This is a genomic window from Roseiconus nitratireducens (assembly GCF_008629675.1).
Classification (GTDB): Bacteria; Planctomycetota; Planctomycetia; order Pirellulales; family Pirellulaceae; genus Stieleria; species Stieleria nitratireducens.
Map to the genome: position 1 here is coordinate 266,197 of NZ_VWOX01000003.1, position 21,177 is coordinate 287,373.

14 protein-coding genes are annotated in these 21,177 nt (G+C 62.3%); 8 read left to right on the forward strand and 6 right to left on the reverse strand.

Annotated elements, in window-relative coordinates:
• Positions 1-283 precede the first annotated feature (283 nt).
• Positions 284-1,612, reverse strand: coding sequence for an acyltransferase family protein (locus tag FYK55_RS06410; RefSeq protein WP_150075554.1), 1,329 nt, complete (start codon positions 1,610-1,612; stop codon positions 284-286).
• Between the two features lie 68 nt (positions 1,613-1,680).
• Positions 1,681-1,995 carry a hypothetical protein gene (locus FYK55_RS06415; RefSeq protein ID WP_150075555.1) on the reverse strand — a complete coding sequence of 105 codons (315 nt, stop codon included), beginning with the start codon at positions 1,993-1,995 and terminating at the stop codon, positions 1,681-1,683.
• A 464-nt stretch (positions 1,996-2,459) separates the two neighbouring features.
• Between FYK55_RS06415 and FYK55_RS06420 the strand changes: the two genes are divergently transcribed.
• Positions 2,460-3,035 (forward strand): DJ-1/PfpI family protein, encoded by a 576-nt coding sequence (locus tag FYK55_RS06420; protein WP_150075556.1) that lies wholly within the window; start codon positions 2,460-2,462, stop codon positions 3,033-3,035.
• A 206-nt stretch (positions 3,036-3,241) separates the two neighbouring features.
• Positions 3,242-4,159: an alpha/beta hydrolase gene (locus tag FYK55_RS06425; protein ID WP_161604335.1), complete on the forward strand. Its 918-nt coding sequence runs from the start codon at positions 3,242-3,244 to the stop codon at positions 4,157-4,159.
• A 41-nt stretch (positions 4,160-4,200) separates the two neighbouring features.
• Here the strand turns inward: FYK55_RS06425 and FYK55_RS06430 are convergent, their stop codons facing one another.
• Positions 4,201-5,910, reverse strand: a complete 1,710-nt coding sequence (locus tag FYK55_RS06430; RefSeq protein WP_150075558.1) for a vWA domain-containing protein — start codon at positions 5,908-5,910, stop codon at positions 4,201-4,203.
• 309 nt (positions 5,911-6,219) lie between these two features.
• Here FYK55_RS06430 and FYK55_RS06435 point away from each other — a divergent pair, with 309 nt between their 5' ends.
• The 4 genes from FYK55_RS06435 to FYK55_RS06450 all read left to right on the forward strand — a co-directional run bounded on the left by FYK55_RS06435 (position 6,220) and on the right by FYK55_RS06450 (position 11,810).
• Positions 6,220-7,506 (forward strand): hypothetical protein, encoded by a 1,287-nt coding sequence (locus FYK55_RS06435; RefSeq protein ID WP_235908475.1) that lies wholly within the window; start codon positions 6,220-6,222, stop codon positions 7,504-7,506.
• 187 nt (positions 7,507-7,693) lie between these two features.
• Positions 7,694-9,004 carry a beta-ketoacyl-[acyl-carrier-protein] synthase family protein gene (locus FYK55_RS06440; protein ID WP_150075559.1) on the forward strand — a complete coding sequence of 437 codons (1,311 nt, stop codon included), beginning with the start codon at positions 7,694-7,696 and terminating at the stop codon, positions 9,002-9,004.
• Positions 9,005-9,275: 271 nt separating this feature from the next.
• The gene (locus tag FYK55_RS06445; protein WP_150075560.1) at positions 9,276-10,709 is read left to right on the forward strand and encodes an NAD-dependent malic enzyme; all 1,434 of its coding nucleotides are present in this window, start codon (positions 9,276-9,278) and stop codon (positions 10,707-10,709) included.
• 3 nt (positions 10,710-10,712) lie between these two features.
• Entirely contained in the window at positions 10,713-11,810 is a 1,098-nt protein-coding gene (locus tag FYK55_RS06450; RefSeq protein ID WP_150075561.1) for a DUF6807 family protein, read from the forward strand.
• A gap of 182 nt (positions 11,811-11,992) precedes the next feature.
• Here the strand turns inward: FYK55_RS06450 and FYK55_RS06455 are convergent, their stop codons facing one another.
• The 3 genes from FYK55_RS06455 to FYK55_RS06465 form a co-directional block, all read right to left on the reverse strand.
• The gene (locus FYK55_RS06455) at positions 11,993-12,811 is read right to left on the reverse strand and encodes an ion transporter (RefSeq protein ID WP_235908476.1); all 819 of its coding nucleotides are present in this window, start codon (positions 12,809-12,811) and stop codon (positions 11,993-11,995) included.
• Between the two features lie 90 nt (positions 12,812-12,901).
• A complete protein-coding gene (locus FYK55_RS06460; RefSeq protein WP_150075563.1) occupies positions 12,902-13,822 on the reverse strand; it encodes a hypothetical protein in 921 nt (306 codons plus the stop codon).
• Positions 13,823-13,875: 53 nt separating this feature from the next.
• On the reverse strand, positions 13,876-17,952 hold the full coding sequence (locus FYK55_RS06465; RefSeq protein WP_235908510.1) for a secretin N-terminal domain-containing protein: 4,077 nt from the start codon (positions 17,950-17,952) through the stop codon (positions 13,876-13,878).
• A 435-nt stretch (positions 17,953-18,387) separates the two neighbouring features.
• Between FYK55_RS06465 and FYK55_RS06470 the strand changes: the two genes are divergently transcribed.
• Entirely contained in the window at positions 18,388-19,653 is a 1,266-nt protein-coding gene (locus tag FYK55_RS06470; RefSeq protein WP_150075564.1) for an amidohydrolase family protein, read from the forward strand.
• On the forward strand, positions 19,650-20,822 hold the full coding sequence (locus tag FYK55_RS06475; RefSeq protein WP_150075565.1) for a DNA polymerase IV: 1,173 nt from the start codon (positions 19,650-19,652) through the stop codon (positions 20,820-20,822). The genes FYK55_RS06470 and FYK55_RS06475 overlap by 4 nt, the downstream gene beginning before the upstream one ends.
• The last annotated feature ends 355 nt before the right edge of the window (positions 20,823-21,177 follow it).

A 21,177-nucleotide genomic window follows, 5' to 3' on the forward strand; every position in this document is an offset into this window, starting at 1 on the left:
ATCCGAATTGAACGGCAGTGGTGGTGGAATCATTCGGAGCGCAAGCCCGGACCGGCAGCGCGCCTACAAAAACCTTTTCGACCATGCCGGTTGTGCCGCTTAAGAAAAACCCGCCGACTTTAACGATTAGGGCGACGTTGATGCGACAAGCAGGGAAGTCAATCGCAGGGCCGAACCGTCAATGACCCGACGTCGCGGCCCTCAAGCTCTTCACGCTCTGAGGAACTTCGCCACGACCAGTGCGTGCGGCGCAGCCACCGTCGGCACTGCGTTTAAAACGGATTCAGGCCGCCCGTCGCGCCCCGGAATCGACGGCCGCGTCGCGCTCAATCGGATCCGCGGAGGTGCCGGCAGGCACGGCGGACGTCGGTCGGCGCTCCATCCCCAACCAAACCCCCAACCGCGTCCGGCGCACAAAGCATTCGTAGGTGGCAAGTGACAGGAGCACCGCACCGGTGCAGGACGCCGCCGCTTTCATGCCCGGATTTCCCTCTCCCAAAGCCCATTTCAAATCGATGTGCAGCAGCCCGACCAACGGGTGGTGGACCAGGTAGATCCAGAAGGAGGCGGCAGCGACGTACTGAATCGCTTTGGGCGCCCGACGGAAATACCGCGTGGATCCTCCGATCAATGCCAACGTGGTTGCTCCGGCGGCAAGCGTCGTCAGCACCGCCAACACGAACACGGTCGCGGTGTCGACCGGTAACTGTTCCTCCGCGCGTTGCAGGTACCAACGGCCCAACCCGACTGAAGCAAACAGCGTGATCACGCCAACACCGCCGGTCCGCCAACACGTCATCGAGGTCCAGCGAAGCTCGGGATCACGTGCGGCAAGCAGCCACCCGCCGACGAAGAAGGCACCGCTGTAAATCCACTTGCTGGGAACCGGCAGAAAAGCATGCTGGAATCCCCAAACCACTTCGGGCGCGATCACCAGTGCCATGATAGCGACCGCGACAATCGCCACGACGGCGGACGAACCGCTCAACACATTGCGGAATCGTTGCCCGATTTCGATGCGACGGCCGATCCACAACACGCTCGCGATCACCGCGACGTACAGGAAGACGTACAGCAGAAACCAAAGGTGACTGAGGCCCCAGATCTGGTCCGAAATCGGTGCATCGAATTTCAAACTTTTCAACTTCACAGCCGGCATGGCACCTTCGGCGACCAATCCGATCGCCCAGATGTACAAATCGGCAGGCAGGACCACCAGCATGCCAAAGGCCAGCGGAACCAGCAATCGCTGCGCCCGGCTGCGAACCAATTGCCAGGGCGTTGATCGTCGAGCAGACCGCCAGAGCAGAAAGCCGGCTATGGCGAGAAACAGCGGCATGATGAACACTTCGATGGTCCAAAATGCACAATCCACCCATTCCCCGCCGGCGTCGCGGACCGGCCAAACCAAGCCGGGCATCGGATGCCGCAAGTAGGGAACACACGCGTGCAGCAGGACGACAGCCAGTGCCGCCGCGGCGCGAAGTCCGACCAGACCGGCCAGGGCGGACGCTGCGGTTCCTTTCGCCCCCGGATCGACTTTGCGATGCGGAGGATTCTCGCCCGCGATTTGCTCAGGCGGTCGTCGATGCGGCAGACGGATCACGTTCATGATCCGCACATATCAAATCACGACGACGCAAAGGAAGCGCAATTCTAATCCCCACCGATGACGATCCTTCAGCGAATCAAGAAAGGCTCCCCACGCAGGGTCGTCCGTCCAAACAGGATCTGCCGAAGCGGCGCGACTTCGTATCCGGCGGACCGCTGATCGAACAGCCGAATCGTGTTGCCGTAGACGTGCAAAGGTCGGCCGGGTCGATGTTCGATCGGCATCGACTTGATCCGTTCCCGGTACGGTCCCGTCGGGACCACGACCGGACTCCAGCCCGTTGGGGATGAGGCGTCGGCAGTGGCCGAATCACCAAACAGAACGACGGCAGCGATCATCGCGACCGGTGTCAGCCACGCCAAGTGTGTTCGCTTTTGTTTCACGATGCTTCCTGTGGTTGAAAATCCTAGTTGCTCAAGTCATCCCGATCCGCGGCGCGGCCCCCCCATCGACCGTCTCTCCGTCGCATCACGTCGGTCCAACCTGTGTCCCGACGCCCGTGGCGGCCGACGGACGTTGCAAAAACGATGCCAGTGGGTTGGGCCGCCTGGTCAGCCCGCGAACGCATGGCGGATGCAGCGGACGTCCGGCGCCCGCCACCGGTGGGGCACCTGGCTTGATTTGGGAACGTGTAGCGACGGTCGCCAAAGCGTGGCTTTCCGCCGCGATCGCGACGGCAGCTATCGGGAATGTGTCGCGATGCTCGGCGAAGCCGGGAAATCCACCTGGCACCGATGGCGATCGTCGCCCGCCAGGTCCTCCGGTGGTCTTCGCAGCTTGGGCGGTGGAGAATATTCAGCGGCCCACCAATTTCCACCCCTCCACCAAGCGTTCTCAGGACTTCGAAATGGGAAAACGTATTTTGATGATCGTCGGCGACTATGTTGAAGATTATGAGGCCATGGTTCCGCTTCAGATTCTTCAAACCGCCGGCCACCAGGTCGACACCGTCTGCCCGGACAAGCAGCCCGGTGAGACGGTGGCGACGGCGATTCACGATTTTGACGGCGACCAGACCTACAGCGAGAAACCCGGTCACCGGTTCGCGATCAACACCGATTTCGATTCGGTCAAAACCTCGTTGTACGACGCGTTGGTGGTTCCCGGCGGGAGGGCCCCCGAGTACCTGCGGCTGAACGACCGGGTGCTGGAAATCGTTCGCGAATTCGACTCAGCCGCGAAACCGATCGCAGCGATCTGTCATGGTCCCCAGATCTTGGCCGCCGCGGGCGTGCTGTCCGGCAAGGAATGCAGCTGCTATCCAGCGGTCCGCTTTGAGGTGACTTCCGCCGGCGGACAATACGTCGACCCGGCCGCCACGATGGATTCCGCGCACCGCTCGGGCCATTTGGTTTCGGCACCCGCGTGGCCCGCCCACCCGGCATGGATGCGATCGTTCCTGGACCTGCTGGGTGATGATTGAACGGCCAGGTTGCCCTGCAGCCACCTCGCATCCATCCCGCCGACCGGGTGATTCCTGGTGTCTGCGGAGGCCGCGGTTCGCGAAATGGACTACGATGAAGGAACGGAAAACGTGACAACCATGCCTCCGGGCGACCGGATGATTCCCCGGGGTGCCATTTCGCGTCGACCGACTCTTCTCAACCGAGTTTCCCCAGGAGCCCAGGAATGCGCCGTTTGCCCGCCGGAGTCTTTGTTCTTGCTATTGCATTCTCCTTGACGTTCACGACTTCCGCGTCCGCCCAGCGTTCCCGAACGAAAGTCGAGCCGCCGCCGAAACCTCGTCCGGTCAAGCTGCGGACCAAAGACGGAGTCGACCTGAGTGCGTTTTACTTTGGGTCCAACAAAGGCAAGGAAGCGATTCCGGTGCTGCTGGTCCACGAATGGGAAGGCCAGATGGCTCCGTACGGGCCACTGTGCATGGCGCTTCGCGATGCCGGATGCGCAGTATTGGCGTTGGACTACCGCGGGCACGGCGGATCGCGCGAGTACACCGATGCGAGTGGAAAAACCGAAAGCTTCAACCTGGAGACGATGGGACGTCGCGACATTCTGGGAATCGTGCAGTACGACTTGGAGGAAGCCAAGAAGTTCCTGGAACGGGAGAACAACGACGGCAAGTTGAACCTGAACGCCTTGGCGATCATCGGTGTCCGCGAAGGATGCGTCTTGGCGGCCGGCTGGGCCCAACGTGACTGGCAGTTCCCCAACGTCGGTTCACGCAAGCAAGGTCGTGACGTCAAAGCCCTCGTCCTGGTGTCGCCCGAACGTTTGCTGAAAGGCGTGCCGATCGAAGGCGCGATCAGCAACCGCAACGTTGCCGCGTTGCCCACCTTGATCGTCGTCGGCGAAGGGTCGGAGGAACAGGACGATGCCGACCGGATCTATCGCCGGCTGGGCGTCGTCAAACGGCGACTGAGCGGCGGCAGCGAACCGGACAACCTGACCCTGCTGTCGGTCAAAGAGCCGTTGGGCGGATCAAGCCTGGTCACGCAATCTCCGACCGTGGTTCCCAAAATCGTCGAATTCATCACTTCGGAAATCGAAATCGGCGACCAGGACAATCCCTGGATTGAACGCGAGTAGTCATCAGACCGAGCGTGTCGATCCGGCAGCGCAACGTCGCATCACGGCGGCTTGGGGACATGGCGATAGCGTCCCCCGTTCTGTTTCGCGATGCGCCGCATCCGGGTTTCACCTTCGCGGCTGTGATACCCGATCGTGTGCACGATGCAGATCGGATCGTCGTCGCCGAACAGATTGTCCACCCGATTGTTCCGGGCAAGCAATGCTTCGATCGATTGCGGGAATTCACCATCGGACAGCAAGAAGATCACGTCCGGATGCAAATCGATCGCAAAAGGAAGGGCCTCATAAGGTGCCCGCCCGCGGTCCATCTTGATCGACATCGCCCAGCGGCCGAGGGCCTGTTTGTTTTCCGGCGTCGCGTAAACACTCCGCGGCTCGTCGCGATCCGGTGTCGTCAGACGCATGTAGTCGGGCTGCTCGTCAAAGAAAATGACGTAAAACCGCTGCTGAGGTTGCAGTGCTGCGATCGATTGCAGCAATTCACGGCGAGCCGAATCAAAAGCGTCTCCCATGCTGCCGCTGCTATCGACCAGGTAGACAAAGTGCTTGCCGCCCCCTTCGACGCCGCAAAACTGGATCTTTGCATCCGAGCTGGACTGCAATGACATCGCGGCAGCGCCCGAACCGGCCAACAGCTCGGAACTTGGTGCCGGTGCAGCCGCGTCGGGAACCTCCAACGTGGGCACGGTGATGGGAAGTTCTCCCACGGCCAGGGTCGGCGCGGCGACCGGACTGGCTTCGGGTTCGGCGGCTTGGGGCTGAACCTCCGCGGATTCGATTTGAATCGACTCGATCACCACTTCCTCTGATTCGGAGACGGCACCCTCGATCGAGATTTGGTCCCCCGGCGGGTCCGTGGTCAGCGTGAAAAAGGCCAGCAACACCAACAAGCCGACGTGTGTGACCAGACTGACCAGCACGGCGGCCGGCCGTTTGTGCCGCGCTGGCCTGGCCTCGGGCGATCGGTCCAGCGGCCGCCCAGCCGGCCGCCCAGCCGGCCGCCCAGCCGGCAGTCCAGCCGGCAGTCCGTTGGCTTCTGGCCGTCGCCCCGACGCTGGATCTTGATCCAGCGCCCACGGACCCGGCGACTTTCTGCGGCGTCTCGATTGCCTGTCCCCAGATCCTTCGGCCGCTTCCGATGTAGCCTGCCGGCCATTGCTTGGCTGCCGTTTTTTTCCCGGATCCGGTCGGCCGTGGCCGTGGGGCACCGTCGGCATGGATTTCCCGGCATCGACCGCTTTCGATCGGTTCACGGGCTTTGGTCCGTCTTCCCCTTTGGCCGGGCCGGTGATGCGTCGATGGCCACCGTGACGTCCCGGCGAACTGGTCGACCGCGCAGCCGGAGACTCGGATTCGCTTGTCGGCGTGGCGAACGTCGACAGCCGAGTCGGCCGCGACGACGGTTCGAGCCCGTCAATCCGAAGGACCAAGTCTTTGGTCGGATCCCTCGCGGATTGCGATTCATCCTTCGAGGCCGGCGCGACGGCGGGAGACGTTCGTCGCAGCTCGTGTTCGCACGGCGATGCCTGAACATCCTCTTGGTGGGCGATTTGCTCGCTCAGTTGCTGGATCTGCAACTGCAATTCCGCCGCTCGAGCCTCCAGTCGTGCCGCGGCGGCTTCACTTTGCGTCTGCTGCAGCTTCAACCGCAAACGGCGAAGCCGTTCGACCGCCGGCACATGATCCTCCGACCGACCATTGGGACCGACCGGATCGGTGCTGCGAGAATCCCATTCTGACCTGTTCATTCCAGCGTTTGCCCCCCGCTTAGAACCGGCGTGAAACGTCGAAACGACGCTTCCAATCAAGTCTCGGACCGGTAGCAATCCGACCCGAATCGGACACCATCTTACCGCCGTCGCGCTCGCCTGTGGGAGGGAGGCGACTGGTCCGATCGGGCCGTCGCAAGCGGCTGACATCCAACGAATTGCGGCGATTCCCGGGCCACGTTCCGGAGAAGTCGCCTTGCCGTGGGACGTCCGGGGAGGCTATAGCCAATCACGCAGGCGCGGTCTTGCTCAAGATTGCGACGAACGGTTCTTACAGGGATGGTGACGATGCGTTTTGGCCAGTTTGATTGTTCCGCGAAACACCTTGTGCCCCGCATGCTGGCGGTAGCAGGGATCCTCACCCTTGCCGTCTTTCAATCCGCGGCTTCCGGTCAGGGAATCGGGCTACCGGGATCTTCCGGCAATGCGCCGCAGGCCGGCAACGGAACTCCGGGCGGCAATCCGGGTGCGGGCGGCAACGCGGGGCAGGGGAATGTCAGTACGCCGCCCAGTTTGCAGAACCAACCCTCAAGCTTGCCGAATTCGAGTAGCGGCGCGTCGTCCGGCGGCGGGAATCTACCCCGAACCGCGGGACAAGAACATCGCGTCTACGATTTGACCCCCTACACCGGATACCTGCCCAAACACGACCGGCCCGAACAAGCCGTCGTCGACTGGGTCCTGAGAGAAACCGGGACCGACGTCTGGTTCACCTCGCCGTTCGGTTTTTTGAATGCCGACCGTGACAAGCTATCGGTCTATCACACGCGAGAAATGCACCAGGTCGTCGCTGGAATCGTCGATCGCTTTGTTGCCGGGGAAAAGGACCCACAGGTTCTCTCGCTGCGCGTGATGACGGTGGGCAATCCCAACTGGCGTAGCCAAGCGCACCAACTGATGCAGCATGTCAACGTGGACTCCCCCGGCGTGCAAGCCTGGCTGCTCAGCAAAGAGAACGCGGCCCTGGTGCTGAACCTGCTCCGACAACGGACGGACACCCGCCAAGTCCAGGCCCTGGATCTGATCACCCACAACGGACAGACCCAAAAACTTTCCAGCGTTCGCGGACGCAATTACGTGCGAAACATCAAGCCGGCAACCACCGGCTGGCCTCCCTATGAGCCGGAGACCGGTGAAATTCAGGAAGGCTACCGGCTGGAGATCAGCCCGCTGCTGAGTGTCGACGGTTCCGCGATTGACTGCGTGATCAAGGCTGAAATCGACCAGGTCGACAAACTCAAACCGGTCGAGCTGGATCTGCCGTTGCCCAATGCCGAAACTTACCGAGCCAAGATTGACGTGCCTCAAGTCGTCAGCTGGCGGCTGCACGAACGTTTTCGCTGGCCCAGCGACATGATCCTGGTGCTCTCCTGCGGCGTGATCGCCAGCCCGGAACGTCCCCAATCGGCGGTTCCGTTGTTGAATCTGGAAATGCTGACCGGAACCACGGCCGGCCGGGCCGACGCGTTGATGTTCATCGCATTTCGCGGACGAGCCTCGGACAACCTGACGACCACCCCGCTGACGCCGCAAATCGCGACCGGAGTGGGTGCCCCCAACCGCGGGCGATACTAACCGCCGCCCGATCCCCTTCCTGCGAAGGAGGGACGGTGAAGGGTGCCTGCCAGGGTTTGCATCGGTCTGAAGAAAACCCAGGTCGGGCAGGGCTCAGTTCGCCGGCAAGCCCCCCTCTTTGCTTCGCCAATTTACGCCTAGAATGCGGCGGTTCAGTCATCCCCGCCCCGTGTCGTCTGGCTCATTCATGGAAAACGTTCCGTCCCCGCGCGTGGTCATCACCGGCCTGGGTGTTGTGACCCCCCTTGGAAACGAAACCGATCGGCTGGTCGCCGGATTGCGCGATCGCACCAGCGGCGTCGCGCCCCTGACGCAGGTCCCGCAGAACGTGTTGTCGATCAACCATGGTGCCGAGGCCCGCGAATTCACCGGCGACATCGATGACTACGGCCCGATGGACAAGAAGCTGCAGCGGACGATCCGCAAGGGCAGCAAGGTCATGTGTCGCGAAATTGAAATGGGCGTCGCGGTGGCCCAACTGGCCCTGACCGATTCCGGGCTCGGACCGGACCAACGCGACCGAGACCGCACGGGCGTGATCTACGGTTGCGACTACATCATGTCGCTGCCGGAAGAATTTGCCAGCGGCATCAAGAAGTGCCTGGACGAAAACGGGACCTTTCAATTCGACCGTTGGGGCCAGCAGGGTAAGCCCGAAGTCAATCCGCTGTGGCTGTTGAAGTACCTGCCCAACATGCCGGCCAGCCACATCGCCATCTACAACGATCTGCGCGGCCCAAACAATTCCATCACCGTCCGCGAGGCATCGGCCGGCGCGGCCTTGGCAGAAGCGTATTCGACCATCGCGCGAGGCCACGCGGACGCGTTGGTCGTCGGATCAACCGGATCACGGATCCACACCCTGCGATCGCTTCATGCGGACATGCAGGAAGAATTGGCTTCCAACCGCGAAGACCCGACAAAGATGAGCCGACCGTTTTCGGCCGATCGCGACGGCAGTGTGCTCGGCGAGGGCGCCGGGGCCATGGTCTGTGAATCGCTGGAGCACGCCCAGGCGCGCGGCGCCAACATCCTGGGTGAGATCGTCGGCTACGGCAGCAGTGCCGTCGGTCCCGCTTTCGGTCCGACATTTCTGCAGACCGCCTTGGCCAACGTGATGCGTTCCGCACTGGGCAAGGAATCACCTTCGGCAATCGGTCACGTTCACGCGCACGGGTTGGCGACACCGCAATGCGATGCTCAGGAAGCGGCCGCGATCGTTGACGTGTTCGGCCCCGCGGACGAACAACCGCCGGTCACCACCGCCAAGGGTCACTTCGGAAACTTGGGCGCCGGCGGTGGAATGGTCGAAATCATCGCCAGCTTGAAAGCACTGGGCGGCAACCTGTTTCCCATCTTGAATTGCCAATCGCCGGCAGACGATTGCCCCATCAATGCGTGCGTGGACGATTCGACACCGGCGGGGTCGCAGTTCATCAACGTCAACATCACGCCCCAAGGCCAAGCCAGCGCGATTCGAATTCAAGCGTTCCAATGATCCCGCGGCGGCCCCGGTCGACCGGCCGCACGAAAGCTGGAACGAAGCACGGCCCGTCGCGCGACCAAGTCCGGCGTGTGACGATTCGGTCGCTGCCAGAGACACGCCGGGTACCTGACGCATCGCCTACCTGACACGGTAGACGAAAGGTCGGCTGGTCGGCGGACCACGCTGGCGAATGGTCGCCCGGGATTGTCGCCCTCCATCGCTGCCGGCACGCCCCGAACCGTGATCGCGCCCTTTCTTCATGCCCCCGACGAAGTCTTCGACCATGAGCCAACATAGCCCGTCTTACGCCATCACCGTCCGCTTGCGCTACCGCGACGAAGCCGGACTGCTTGGCCGGATCACCACCGCGATCGGCGAGGAGCACGGCTTCATCGGCGCCGTGGACATTGTCGGTGTCAGCCAGGGACAGATCTCCCGCGACATCACCATCAATGCCTCGGATGTCGAACATGGCCAGCGGATCGTCGAACGGCTGAAGCAAATCGACGGGATCGAAGTCGTCAACGTTTCCGACCGCGTGTTTCTGATGCACTTGGGCGGCAAGATCGAAGTCAACCCGAAGGCCCCCATCAAAACGCGTGACGACCTTTCCATGGCCTACACACCCGGTGTCGCCCGGGTGTGCAAAGCGATTCACGAGGACCCCGAATCCTCGTTCAGTTTGACGATCCGCAAGAACACTGTGGCCGTCGTCAGCGACGGAAGTGCCGTGCTGGGGCTGGGCAATATCGGACCGCGAGCGGCCATGCCGGTGATGGAAGGCAAAGCGATGTTGTTCAAGGAATTCGGAGGCGTCGACGCCTTTCCGATCTGCCTGGAAACCCAGGACACGGAGGAGATCATCGAGACCGTTGCTCGGATCGCGCCTTCGTTCGGCGGAATCAATCTGGAAGACATCTCCGCGCCCCGCTGCCTAGAGATCGAAGAGCGTTTGGAAAGCATGCTGGAGATCCCGGTCTTTCACGACGACCAGCACGGAACCGCGATCGTGGTCTTGGCCGGACTAAAAAACTCTCTGCAGATCGTCGGCAAACAGATGGATCAGATCCGGGTGCTGATCAATGGATCCGGTGCGGCTGGGACGGCCATCGCCAAGCTGTTGATCCACTCGGGCGTCAAGAACGTTGTCGTCTGCGACAGCAGGGGAGCAATCAACCGCTCGCGCGATGACATCGGCGACAACGCGATCAAGGTCTGGTTGTCTGAAAATACCAATCACGAAGGTGCCTCGGGGCCGCTGGCGGACGTCATCCATGGACACGACGTGTTCATCGGCGTGAGCATCGCCGGTGTGCTGAAACCGGAGGACGTGGCCAACATGGCCGACGATGCCATCGTGTTCGCGCTGGCCAATCCCGATCCGGAGATCACGCCGACCGACGCGGGATCTCACGCGCGAATCATGGCGACCGGCCGCAGTGATTTCCCCAACCAGATCAACAACGTGCTCTGCTTTCCCGGACTGTTCCGCGGCGTGCTGGACGTGCGTGCCAGCCGCATCAACACCGAAATGAAGATCGCGGCGGCCGATGCGATCGCCGCGGTGATCGAACCGGAGAACCTGACGGAGTACTATATTATCCCCAGTGTCTTTGATCGCCGCGTCGCCGGCGAGGTGGCGAGTGCGGTGGCGGAAACCGCGTTGGCCACGGGAACCGCCCGCCGCAAACGCAAAATGGCCTTTCAGGTCGTCTGAATCATGCATCACGGTGACATTCCGGCCCGGACGTTTCACCCCTTCACGGTTTTGATCACGCTGCTGTGGCTGTGGGTCCACCTGCTCGTCGGCGCCGAGGGCCTGGCCCAGACGACCGACGCTGTCCCCGGCAACGCCGAAGCAAACGCGGCCGGGGCCGCCGTGGATTCCCCCGGCTTTCAAATCGACCGCACGGCGGAACATCTGACGGTCCGATTCGGTGAGTCCCCGGTCCTGCGCTACAACATCGTTCCCCCTCCGGCTCCCGACCAGGCTCGAGAGATCTACGAGCGCAGCGGGTACATCCATCCGATCTTCACTCCGGCCGGCAAGCTGTTGACCGGAGATTTCGCCGCCGACCATCCCCACCAGCACGGGTTGTTCGCCGCCTGGACCCAGACCACCTTCCGCGGGAAGACGGTCGACTTTTGGAACCAACAAAAAGGCTCCGGAATTGTGCTGCATGACCGAGTGATCTCGACCGACTCGCAACCGGACCAGGCCCAGTTTCAAGTTGCGGTGCGGCACTGCGCCCTGGACAAGGAGGGATCGTCCACGCCGATCTTGGACGATGTTTGGACCGTGCGGGTCGGGGCCGACGTCCGCGAGGGCCAGGCCACGGAGTACCGCATTGAATTCTCAATCGCGCAAACGAACGTCACCGAGGCACCGCTGCAGATCGAGGAATACCATTACGGCGGCATCGGCTTTCGCGGCAACAATGATTGGTATTCCGAAGCCGGCGCGAAGGCACTGACCAAATTTGCCAGGTCAGAGCGTGCGGATCCGCGACCGCCGTTGTCCGTGACGCGGCACCGGTTTCTGACCAGCGAGGGAGCCGATCGCTTTGGCGGCAATCACACGCGTCCAGAATGGACCGAATTGTTCGGGCTGGTCGGAGACGGCCTGGCCGCCGTTCGGGTCAGCGGCTCACCGGACAACGCCGACCATCCCCACCCCGTCCGGCTGCATCCGACCAAGCCGTATTTCAGCATCAGCCCCTGCTACCTGGGCGCGTTCCAAATTGCCCCGGGCGAAACTTACCGGGCCAGCTATCAATTCGTTGTCACGGACCGGCCCGAAGGATCCGATCGGCCTTAGGAATCCGTCGGTTTTCATTCAAAGCCGCCAACATTGTCGCCTTTTGCTCCGCAAAAGAAACGCGAACCAACGCTGCTTTCACGGAGTGAAAGCCGACAATATCGGGCCGACAGGCTGCTAGCGAGGCTCCGCCTGGTCTCTCACCATCCGAGGCTGCAAGAGTTGCGGAGAATCTTCGGACATCAGAGCCGCTGACCGCAACGAAAGCAGTAGACCGCATCGGCGCGATGGCCGCGTGTTTCGCAGCGTGGGCAGGGCACCGAAGGTTCCGATTCGCGATCCGTGTCGCTGGACTTCAGTTCCGCCGTCACGAATCCGGTCGGCACGATGATCAGGCTGTAACCCAGCAGGATGAGGGCCGCGGAAATGAACTTTCCGACCGTGGTTTGCGGAACGATGTCGCCGTACCCCACAGTCGTCATCGTCACGATGGCCCAGTACATCGACTGTGGGATCGAACTGAACTGGCTTGCCGGCGGTGCGGTGTCCCCTTTCGCCAGCACGCGCTGCAACTGGTTCTCGATAAAGAACATCAACGTGCCGCTGATGGTCACGGCAACCAAAACAACGATCAGAAAGACCACGACTTTGTGGCGGGCTTTCCACACCGCATGCGACAGTTCATCGGCGTCGTCCATCATCCGCCAGAGCTTCAACACCCGGAAGACTCTCAGCAGCCGGATGCTGCGCAGGATCACAAAGGACCCGCTGCCTTCCAGAATCAGCCCTGCGTACGTGGGCAGGATGCTCAGCAGATCGACGATCCCCCAGAAGCTGACGGCGTAGCGGATGGGGTGGCGGGCGCAGATCAGGCGGGCGACGTATTCAATGGTGAACAGGATCGTCAGCAGCCACTCGATACGGTACAGCGTCGATGAGCCTTCGTAGCTGGGTAGCGTCTCCGTCGAAACCACCACCACGCTGCACAGGATCGCGATCAACAGGGCGACATCGAACCACATCCCTGCGGGCGTGTCGCTTTCGAAGATCACATCGTGCATCTTGACCCGCCAGGGCGGGCCGGCGGGTCGCTGCACAGCAGCCGTTTTGCGGCTTCGGGTCGGATCGTCGCTCATCCCAAACCGCCGGGGTTACTGCGCGTCGTCGGCGACCGGCATGCGAATCCGCCGTGGTGCGGACACCGTGGGCATTTCGGCGCTGGCGGCCATGACGGTCGGCTTGGCGGGCGTTAGCGGAACATCGACAAACGGAGTGTCTCCGTCGACCTGCCGGGTCCGGTGGGTCGAAGCGATGCGATCGAGACGCTTGGAAATCGACTCGACCGATTCGTGTCGCGGTCCCAGGTTGGTGCCCGAGTGACGTCGGATCGTGGTCGTGACCAATCCGCTCGGACGGGTCGCATGCTGGGCCACCGCATCGACGTGCCCTTGATACTGCTGCGACACCGGCCGGCCGGCGATCTGGCTCTGGTCGTTCGCCTGGGCGCCGGGCAAGATGATCGTCGTGGGACTTGCCTGGACAAACTTGCCGGACGTCGTTTGGAACGTTGCCACCAGTGAAACGCGTTTCTGAGGCCCACCGGCGGCGTCCCAGGGAATCCAAATGCTGTAGCTTGCGCCGAAGTCGCTTTGGCTGAAGTGTCGGGTGAACTGCTCGGGCGTGAACTTGAACGGTCGCACTTGCGTCGACTCGGAGCTGGTATCACCCTCGAAGCCATGGACCGTCAGCGTCCCTTCTACCGGAACCGCCTTGGACTTCTCATCGAAAAAGAACAGGCGTCCGCCGAAGCCACGCGTCGGTTTGCGTCCGGTTTGTACCAACACATCCGGTGTCCAGGTGACCGCCAGCTTGACCGGCCCCGGATAGGGCTCCGGGGCGGATGGTTCTTTTTTGGACCAGGGCGCTTTCATTCGCCATTCCGGCGTCTTGAAAAAGTCGGCCAACTTGCTGTCGGAGCGATTCGTGGGCGAGGTGCAACCGATTGCCAGCACCGCGACACCCGCCAAACAGGCAAGACCAGTGGAGAATCGTAGGGGGCGTGAGTCAGTCATGGTGAAACCAGAAGTAAAGATTCCTAAAGCTTGGATGGTCAACCGACAATCGATCAGCGGCCCGGCGGTGGCGTGCGGCCGGTCGACGATGACGGTGCCGCTGCCGAGGTTCGCGGTGCGGCGTCGTCAATCCAGCTGGCCGGCAGCATCATTCGATCCTGGTCGCTGAGGTAGCTGGCGGGAATCGGCGAAGTGCGCGGCGCCCCGGGTTGCATTGCCCCGGGTTGCATTGCCCCGCGTTGCATTGATCCGGGTTGCAATCCGGGCCGCATCGTGCTCGCTTGCGGTGCTTCGCCCTGGGGGACTCCGTACAGGTCCGACGGGGACGCGGTTTCTTGAGGCACACCGGGGACGCCCGATCCCGTGGGGAGCGGGTCTGTGGGGAACTGGCCGGGAATCCGTCGCGGCGGTGACATCGATCCTGGATGCTGCGTCGGGTAGCCTTGGCCGGGCAGCGGCGGTGCTTGGGGGATCGCCCCCGGAGGCAGTGGCTCGTCCAATTCGAAGCCGCGATCCAAGATGCTTCCCGGTGCCGGCTCCACCGGCACGCCTTGCAGCGGCGGTGCTTCGGTGGGGGCCTGCATCATGTCGGTCGGTTGGCCGTACATCAGGTCGCCGCCCTGCGGCACGCCGTGGGGATAGTACGGCGATCCGGTGCCGTCGGAGAACACGTCAGGACGCATCTGATCGGTCATCAGACCCTGGGGAATGTTCCCAACGACGACTTCTCCGTCGACGGTCGGCTGCAAATCCGGATAGATCGTTGGACCAATCGCCGGTCCCCACAGCCCGTAGCCTCCGCTCAAGCCCACGTCGCCATTCATTTCGACGACGTCCGCCAGGCACCAGCTCATTCGGCTGGACTCTTCCTGCTTGATGTATTCCAGGTCCTGCCCACCGGTCACCAAGATCGGTGTCATCACGACCAGCAATTCACGACGCAATTCTTGTTCGAAGTCATACTTGAACAGATTGCCCAGCAACGGAATGTCGGCCAGGTGCGGCAGCCGTCGACTGCTGTTGATGCGTTCTTTCTGGATCAGGCCGCCCATGATCACGGTTTGACCACTGAAGACGGTGATCGTTGATTGGGCGGTGGTGTCCGTGATGTCGTTGATCAGAATGGTTCCGCCCTGACCGTCGGGAACGAGTGTTCCGTTGGAGTCGTCTCGGGCCGAGCGCGTGATGTCCACGTCCACGGTGATCAACCCGTCCGCTCCGACGCGGGGGCGGATGTTCAAAATCAAACCGACCGTGATGTCGTCAATGTTCTGCACCACGGTGTTGTTGGTCACCGTGCTGCCACGGAACCGAGCGATTTGCCGCCCGACGTTGACCAAGGCTTCCGTATTGTCAGCCGTCATCAAGACGGGCCGGCTGAGGATCTGCAAGCGGCTGGCATCCTGCAGCGTGCGAAACAGCAAGCTGACCGAATCGCTGGCGGCATTCAGGACAAAGCCCCCGTATCCGATCGCAGGATTGCTCTGGCCCAATCCGAACGTCGACACGGTACTGCCGGCCAGGCTGTCCCGGGCAATGTCATTGACGTTGGGAACGCCAGCGTTGTTGAAGTTGAACCCCGGATCGCCCGCAGCAGCAGAACCGGGGACATCAGCGACCGCCTGTCCGCGGCTGAACGCCAGCGAATCCTGCAGTCCCAATTCGGTTCCGATCTCGAAGGAATCCTCCAGCGCGACTTCCGCCAACAGCAGTTTGATCATCACCATCGGACGGCGACGGTCCAACTGGTCGATCAGTCGACGCACCTCTTCGTAAAGCCTCGGTGAGACGCTCAACAGGATGCTGTTGCTGTTGACCTCGGGGATGGCCACGATGTCGCGGTCCAGCAGGTCAAACGGCCCCAGCCCTTGCTGGTATTGTTGGATCACGGTGATGGACGTTTGGCGTTGGTTGACATAGTTGGTGATCGCCTCGGCGACCAACAGGGCGTCGTTGTTCCGCAGCCAAATGACCTCCGTGATCCGCTCGGCGAAGCCTTCGCTGTCCAGCCGCAGCAGGATGCTCTCGACCACTTCCAGATCCTCCGCCGAGCCGCTGGCCACGATGCTGTTGGTCCGGATGTCCGTCGAGAACCGCAACGGCACCAACGAGCTTTCTCCGGCGGCCGTCGATGGCGGCAGCCCCGCCAGGTTGCCCGCTCCGACGGCGGTCCCCGTGGTTGCCGCGTCGGAACCGAACAAGGTTTCCAACGCGATGGTCAATTGGCTCGCGTCTCCGTTCTGGATCGTGAAGACCTTCACCAGCGAGTCAATCCCGGGTGCTTTGTCCAGTTGTCGAATCAGCTCGCCGATCAGCGGCATGCTGGACGAGGGGGCTCGAACCACGATCGCGTTGGCCCCGGTGTCGGCCGTGATCGTGGCTCCGGACAGGATGCCCGAATCGATCACGCGTTTCTCATTGCTGTCGATCGCAACGATCGACAAGGAGGTCGACGGCGAACTGGAATCTTCGCTGGCGGTGATTTCGTTTCCGGTGAACGCGTCTTGCAACGTCGCCGCGAGATCTTCGGCGATGGCATTGTTCAACGGGAACACTTTCAACTCGCTGGTCGCGGCGGTTTCCTTGACGTCCAGCTCGTTGATCAATCGCGTCACCTCGGTCATGTCGCGGGGTGCGGCACTGACGATCAAGGAGTTGGTGCGGTAGTCGGCTTCGACGCGAACGCGTGGCCCAAGGCCGGGGCGCAGCTCTTCGTCGTCGCCCGGCTGATTGGTGAAGAAGTTACGGATCGTCTCCTGCGCATCCAACGCCGACGCGTTTTGCAGACGGTAGACCCGCAACCGACTGGTTTCGTCGACCGGCTGGTCGATTTTGCTGATCAATTCTTTCAACGACGCGATCGCTTCGCTCCGGCCGATCAGCAACAGCGCGTTGGGACTGTCCAGCGAGGTGATGCTGACGTCGCCTTGTCGCGATGAAAGCACGTCTTCGTACAACTGCGTCAGCAAGGTCGCGACCGCGTTGGCATCGGCGTACTCCAGCGGCACGACCTCGGTGTCGGGCTGCGTCAGCTCCGCCTTCGCCTCAATGTCCTGAATCAGTTCCATCACGCGATTGACGTCCCGGGTGGCCCCTTTCAAGATGATCTGACCGAGCTCGGGCACATATTGGATCTGCACGTCGCCAAGCACACCGCCGCCTTCGGCGTCTTCTTCACCGGGGCCCATGGCTTCCTCAGCGCCACCGTCCCCGGGGGCACTGTCCTGATCCGCTTGGAAGACCGCGTTGCGAAAGAAGCCTTGTTCGCCGGCCGCGTCCTTGGTGGGGCTCTTCAGAGATCGCAACAACCGCATCGTGCGTTGAATAGGTGCCAGTTCGGCATATTCCAGCCGATGGACCCGCGTGATGTCGTCATAGCGGTTGGGGACGCTGTCGAGCGCCCCGATCATTTTCTTCCAGCCGGAGATCACCGGCTCGGGCGCCTTCACGGTCACTTCGTTCTGGCGTCGATCCACCTCCACCAGGGTTCCCTGCATCGGCGCGACATTCATCTGGAAGGTGACCAGGTTGCCGTTGTTCCGCGTGGTGGTCGGCACTTCCTGTCCGGCGGCCTGCTTGAGGTCACGTTCAAACTCACGCCAGGAAATGTTTTGCAGCTTGACGCTGATCGGCCCCGACGGTGCGGTGGAAGCTTGACGAACACTGCCCGCGATCAAAGCACGCAGGTCGGTCGCGATGGCAACTTGCGTTTGAGCCGGCGCCATCACCACCAGCTGCTCGTTGGCGACGTCCGGCGAAATCGTCACGCCGGGCAGCTCCCGATACCGCAGGCTGAGCGCCGTTGCGATCGAACGGGCGTGCATTGCCGGCACCGCCAGCTTGCGCAGTTGAGGGGAATCGTGCTGCGCCAGCGCCCCCGCCTCATCGGTCGAATACGGTCCGGACGGATGCAACATGCTCGAACGCTGGCTTGCCGAACGCTGAAGGTCCGAACGCTGCGGGCCCGTGGATTGGGACGTCGGTTGCGCCCCTTGGACCTGCGTCCCTGGGATCTGCGTCCCTTGGATCTGCGGTCCTTGCAGTTGTGGCCCGTGGAGCGGAATCCGCACCGGCGTGCCCGGGCGACCCGAGGGTCCGGTGGTCTGCGCCACCGCGTGAGTGGCAAACATCGTCAACACCACCCCGATCCCTCGGAGTGTCAACGAAGATCGTTCTCGACGGCAAAGGATCGAGAAGATTTGATTCAGACGGTGCACGGGCAACACCTTTCAGGGGCTTAGGGTCGCTGGTAAACAGAACGGAGCTCCAACAGCGCTCTCTCCGCTCATCCGGAGTAATCGACTCGTCCGATTTAGTCCCTACAGTCAAACTGACTGGGATACTGGCGTCCGACCCGTACCTCAGGCATGATTGTCACAACGCGTACCGAACCCGCAGCCTAGGCAAACCCGGTAAGACAGGAAGCTTTAAGCCGCTCAACTGTCAGCTGATCACGCAGATTGCTGCGACACGGTGTGCGTTTTTTTCACTCAGTTCGACTCGGCCGTGAAGCAAGATTCCGTGGCCTCGGCCTGTTCCGTGTTCTCTCCGAGCAGATTCGCCCCATGCCGATCCTTGGCGGCCAAATCGTTCAGTCGCTTGACGACGGCACCGCCGTGTTCCGACCGGGTGTCTTGGAGATCGAGGGCGAGCGCGTCGCGAGAATCCATTGGGGCGAATTCCGCAACGGCGTCGAACTCGGGGACGCGGAGACCTTGATTTGCCCGGGGTTCATTGACGCGCACCTGCACCTGCCGCAATTCGATTCCATCGGCGCCGCGGGAATTCCGCTATTGCGGTGGCTTGACGAAGTGATTTATCCGGCGGAGGCTCGCTGGAACGACGTCGAGGTGGCCCGGTCCATGATCGCCCGCGTGGCCAAGCAATGTCTGGCTTTCGGAACCACCGGCATCTGTGCTTTTGCCGCCCCGTCGCAGGAATCGACACTGGCAGCCCTGGAAACGTTTTCCCGAAATGGTTTCCGGGGCGTCATCGGCCAAGTGATGATGGATCGGGACGCACCGGACGATTTGCTGCGTGAAACACAGCAACTGGTCGACCAAGTCCAGGAGACGCTGACTCGGTACCCGGCATCGGGCCGTATGGCGGCCGCGGTCACGCCTCGGTTCGCCTTGACCTGCAGCGAGCCCCTGCTGCATGCCGCCGGACGCCTTGTCGCCGATTCCGGTGCGGTGGTGCAGACGCATCTCGCGGAGACCTTGGACGAGTGCCAAAAGGTGTCGGACAACTTTGCCGGTGCCGCCTACGTTGATGTCTACCGGCAAGCCGGAATCTTGACGCCACGCTGCCTGTTGGGGCACGGCATTCATTTGGACGCTCGGGCCAGGCAAACCATCGCCGAACACGGCGCGGTGATCGCCCACTGCCCGACGGCGAACGCCTTTCTGGGCAGCGGCACGATGAACCGCGCCGCGCATCAAAGGTCGGAGATTTCCGTGGCACTCGGCAGCGATATCGGTGCCGGATTTGAACGCAGCATGGTCCGCGTCGGCCGGGCGATGATTGAAGCCGCCATGATCGTTCGCCAACAAGCCGGAGTTGACGCACCGGCCTGGCAAACCGTTCCGACGGCGGCACATGCCTGGCACCAGATTACCGCCGGAAACGCCGATGCGCTCGGCTGGACCGATGCGGGACGGATTCGCCCCGGCGGCACGGCCGACCTGGTGCTGATTCGCCCCGACATCCCCTGGCGGGATTCGCCCTGTCCGTTGTCCACGTTGATGTATGCCTGGGACGACCGCTGGATCCGACAGACCTACCTCCGCGGTCAGGTGCGATACAGCTCTTCCGAGAGTGTTTCGCGATGATCTTGCACGTCGACATGGACGCCTTTTACGCGTCCATCGAACAGCGGGATCATCCGGAGCTGCGGGGGCGTCCGGTGGTGGTCGGCGGTGGCAAGTCGGGCCGCGGTGTCGTTTCGGCTGCCAGCTATGAAGCGCGTCGCTATGGCATCCACAGCGCAATGCCGGGCCGCCGGGCCGCAGAGCTTTGCCCGCACGCGGTGTTCGTCCGCGGACGACTGCAGCACTACGCTGACGTGGGACGACAAGTCCGAGAGATTTTTGCCCGCTACACACCAATCATCCAACCGTTGTCGCTGGATGAAGCATTTCTGGATTTGGCGGGGACCGAGCGGTTGCACGGCGATGCGGCGAAGGTCGGCCACGAGATCAAGCAAGCCATCAAAGATGAATTGGCCCTGACGGCCAGCGTCGGCATCGCCCCACGCAAATTCGTCGCAAAGATCGCCAGTGACCTTGAAAAACCGAACGGATTCGTCGTGGTTCAGGAGCACGAACTGAATCGCTTTCTGGATCCATTGCCCGTCTCGCGGCTGTGGGGTGTCGGCCAGGTCGGCGCCCGTCGGCTGGCACGTTTGGGGCTGCGGACGATCGCCGACATCCGCCGCCAGGACGCGTCCAAGTTGCAATCCCATTTCGGTGATTGGGGACAACACCTTTGGAAGCTTGCCAACGGAATCGATCCTCGCGGGGTGGTGCCGGATCGTGTTGCCAAACAGATCAGCCACGAGCGGACGTTCTCGAATGATCAGACGGAAGATGAATTGCTGCACGCGGTCGTTTGCCATCTTTGTGAACAGACCGCCATGCGTCTGCGGCGGCACGGCCGCAAGTCGTCGACGGTCAGCCTGAAGTATCGCCGAGAAGATTTTCGCACCTTCACCCGATCCCTCACGCTGGAATCACCGACCGACAGCACGCAGGACATCCTGCAAGCCGCGGTGGGGCTGCTGCAAGCGATGCGAGAAAGCCAGCCGCGGCCGGTCCGATTGATCGGTGTGTCACTCAGTTCTCTGGTGGGCGCCGACACGCCCTACCAGCCGTCGCTGTTTGACGACCCAGATCACCGGGATGCGGAGCGTCGGTTGGATCAGGTGGTCGACCAATTGTCAGAGAAGTTGGGCGATCGATCCATCTACCGTGCCGCCAGCCATCGCTGGCGACGCAGATAGTTCGCCCAGCCCTGACGGGCAAGGTTGAACAAACGGCGGGCCGTTGGCCCTGTATTGGATTGATGGCCCGTTCACCCAGCCCTGGCGGGCCTGGCGGGCTGGGCTAAACAAACAAACGGGGCGTTGCCCCGGAGAGAAGGACCTCCCAAGACCGATGCCGCCGGCCGAACGACACCGTTCAGGGGCAGCGTACGCCAATTGATCCGCATCCGGCATCCCACCGTCGATCCCGCGGGCCGAAGGCCCACCCGTTTGCCCAGCCCAGCCCGACAGGGCTGAGACTTCGGTGACAAAGATGACGCCGAGGGCCGAAGGTCCGACCGTTTGTCCTAACGCGGTGCCCGCCGCGCATGAA

Bases quoted from the DNA above. Each gene is read 5' to 3' on its own strand.
- FYK55_RS06410 (WP_150075554.1), bottom strand. From the start codon at position 1,612: ATGAACGTGATCCGTCTGCCGCATCGACGACCGCCTGAGCAAATCGCG.
- FYK55_RS06420 (WP_150075556.1), top strand. From the start codon at position 2,460: ATGGGAAAACGTATTTTGATGATCGTCGGCGACTATGTTGAAGATTAT.
- FYK55_RS06425 (WP_161604335.1), top strand. From the start codon at position 3,242: ATGCGCCGTTTGCCCGCCGGAGTCTTTGTTCTTGCTATTGCATTCTCC.
- FYK55_RS06430 (WP_150075558.1), bottom strand. From the start codon at position 5,910: ATGAACAGGTCAGAATGGGATTCTCGCAGCACCGATCCGGTCGGTCCC.
- FYK55_RS06435 (WP_235908475.1), top strand. From the start codon at position 6,220: ATGCGTTTTGGCCAGTTTGATTGTTCCGCGAAACACCTTGTGCCCCGC.
- FYK55_RS06440 (WP_150075559.1), top strand. From the start codon at position 7,694: ATGGAAAACGTTCCGTCCCCGCGCGTGGTCATCACCGGCCTGGGTGTT.
- FYK55_RS06445 (WP_150075560.1), top strand. From the start codon at position 9,276: ATGAGCCAACATAGCCCGTCTTACGCCATCACCGTCCGCTTGCGCTAC.
- FYK55_RS06450 (WP_150075561.1), top strand. From the start codon at position 10,713: ATGCATCACGGTGACATTCCGGCCCGGACGTTTCACCCCTTCACGGTT.
- FYK55_RS06455 (WP_235908476.1), bottom strand. From the start codon at position 12,811: ATGCACGATGTGATCTTCGAAAGCGACACGCCCGCAGGGATGTGGTTC.
- FYK55_RS06460 (WP_150075563.1), bottom strand. From the start codon at position 13,822: ATGACTGACTCACGCCCCCTACGATTCTCCACTGGTCTTGCCTGTTTG.
- FYK55_RS06465 (WP_235908510.1), bottom strand. From the start codon at position 17,952: ATGTTTGCCACTCACGCGGTGGCGCAGACCACCGGACCCTCGGGTCGC.
- FYK55_RS06470 (WP_150075564.1), top strand. From the start codon at position 18,388: ATGCCGATCCTTGGCGGCCAAATCGTTCAGTCGCTTGACGACGGCACC.
- FYK55_RS06475 (WP_150075565.1), top strand. From the start codon at position 19,650: ATGATCTTGCACGTCGACATGGACGCCTTTTACGCGTCCATCGAACAG.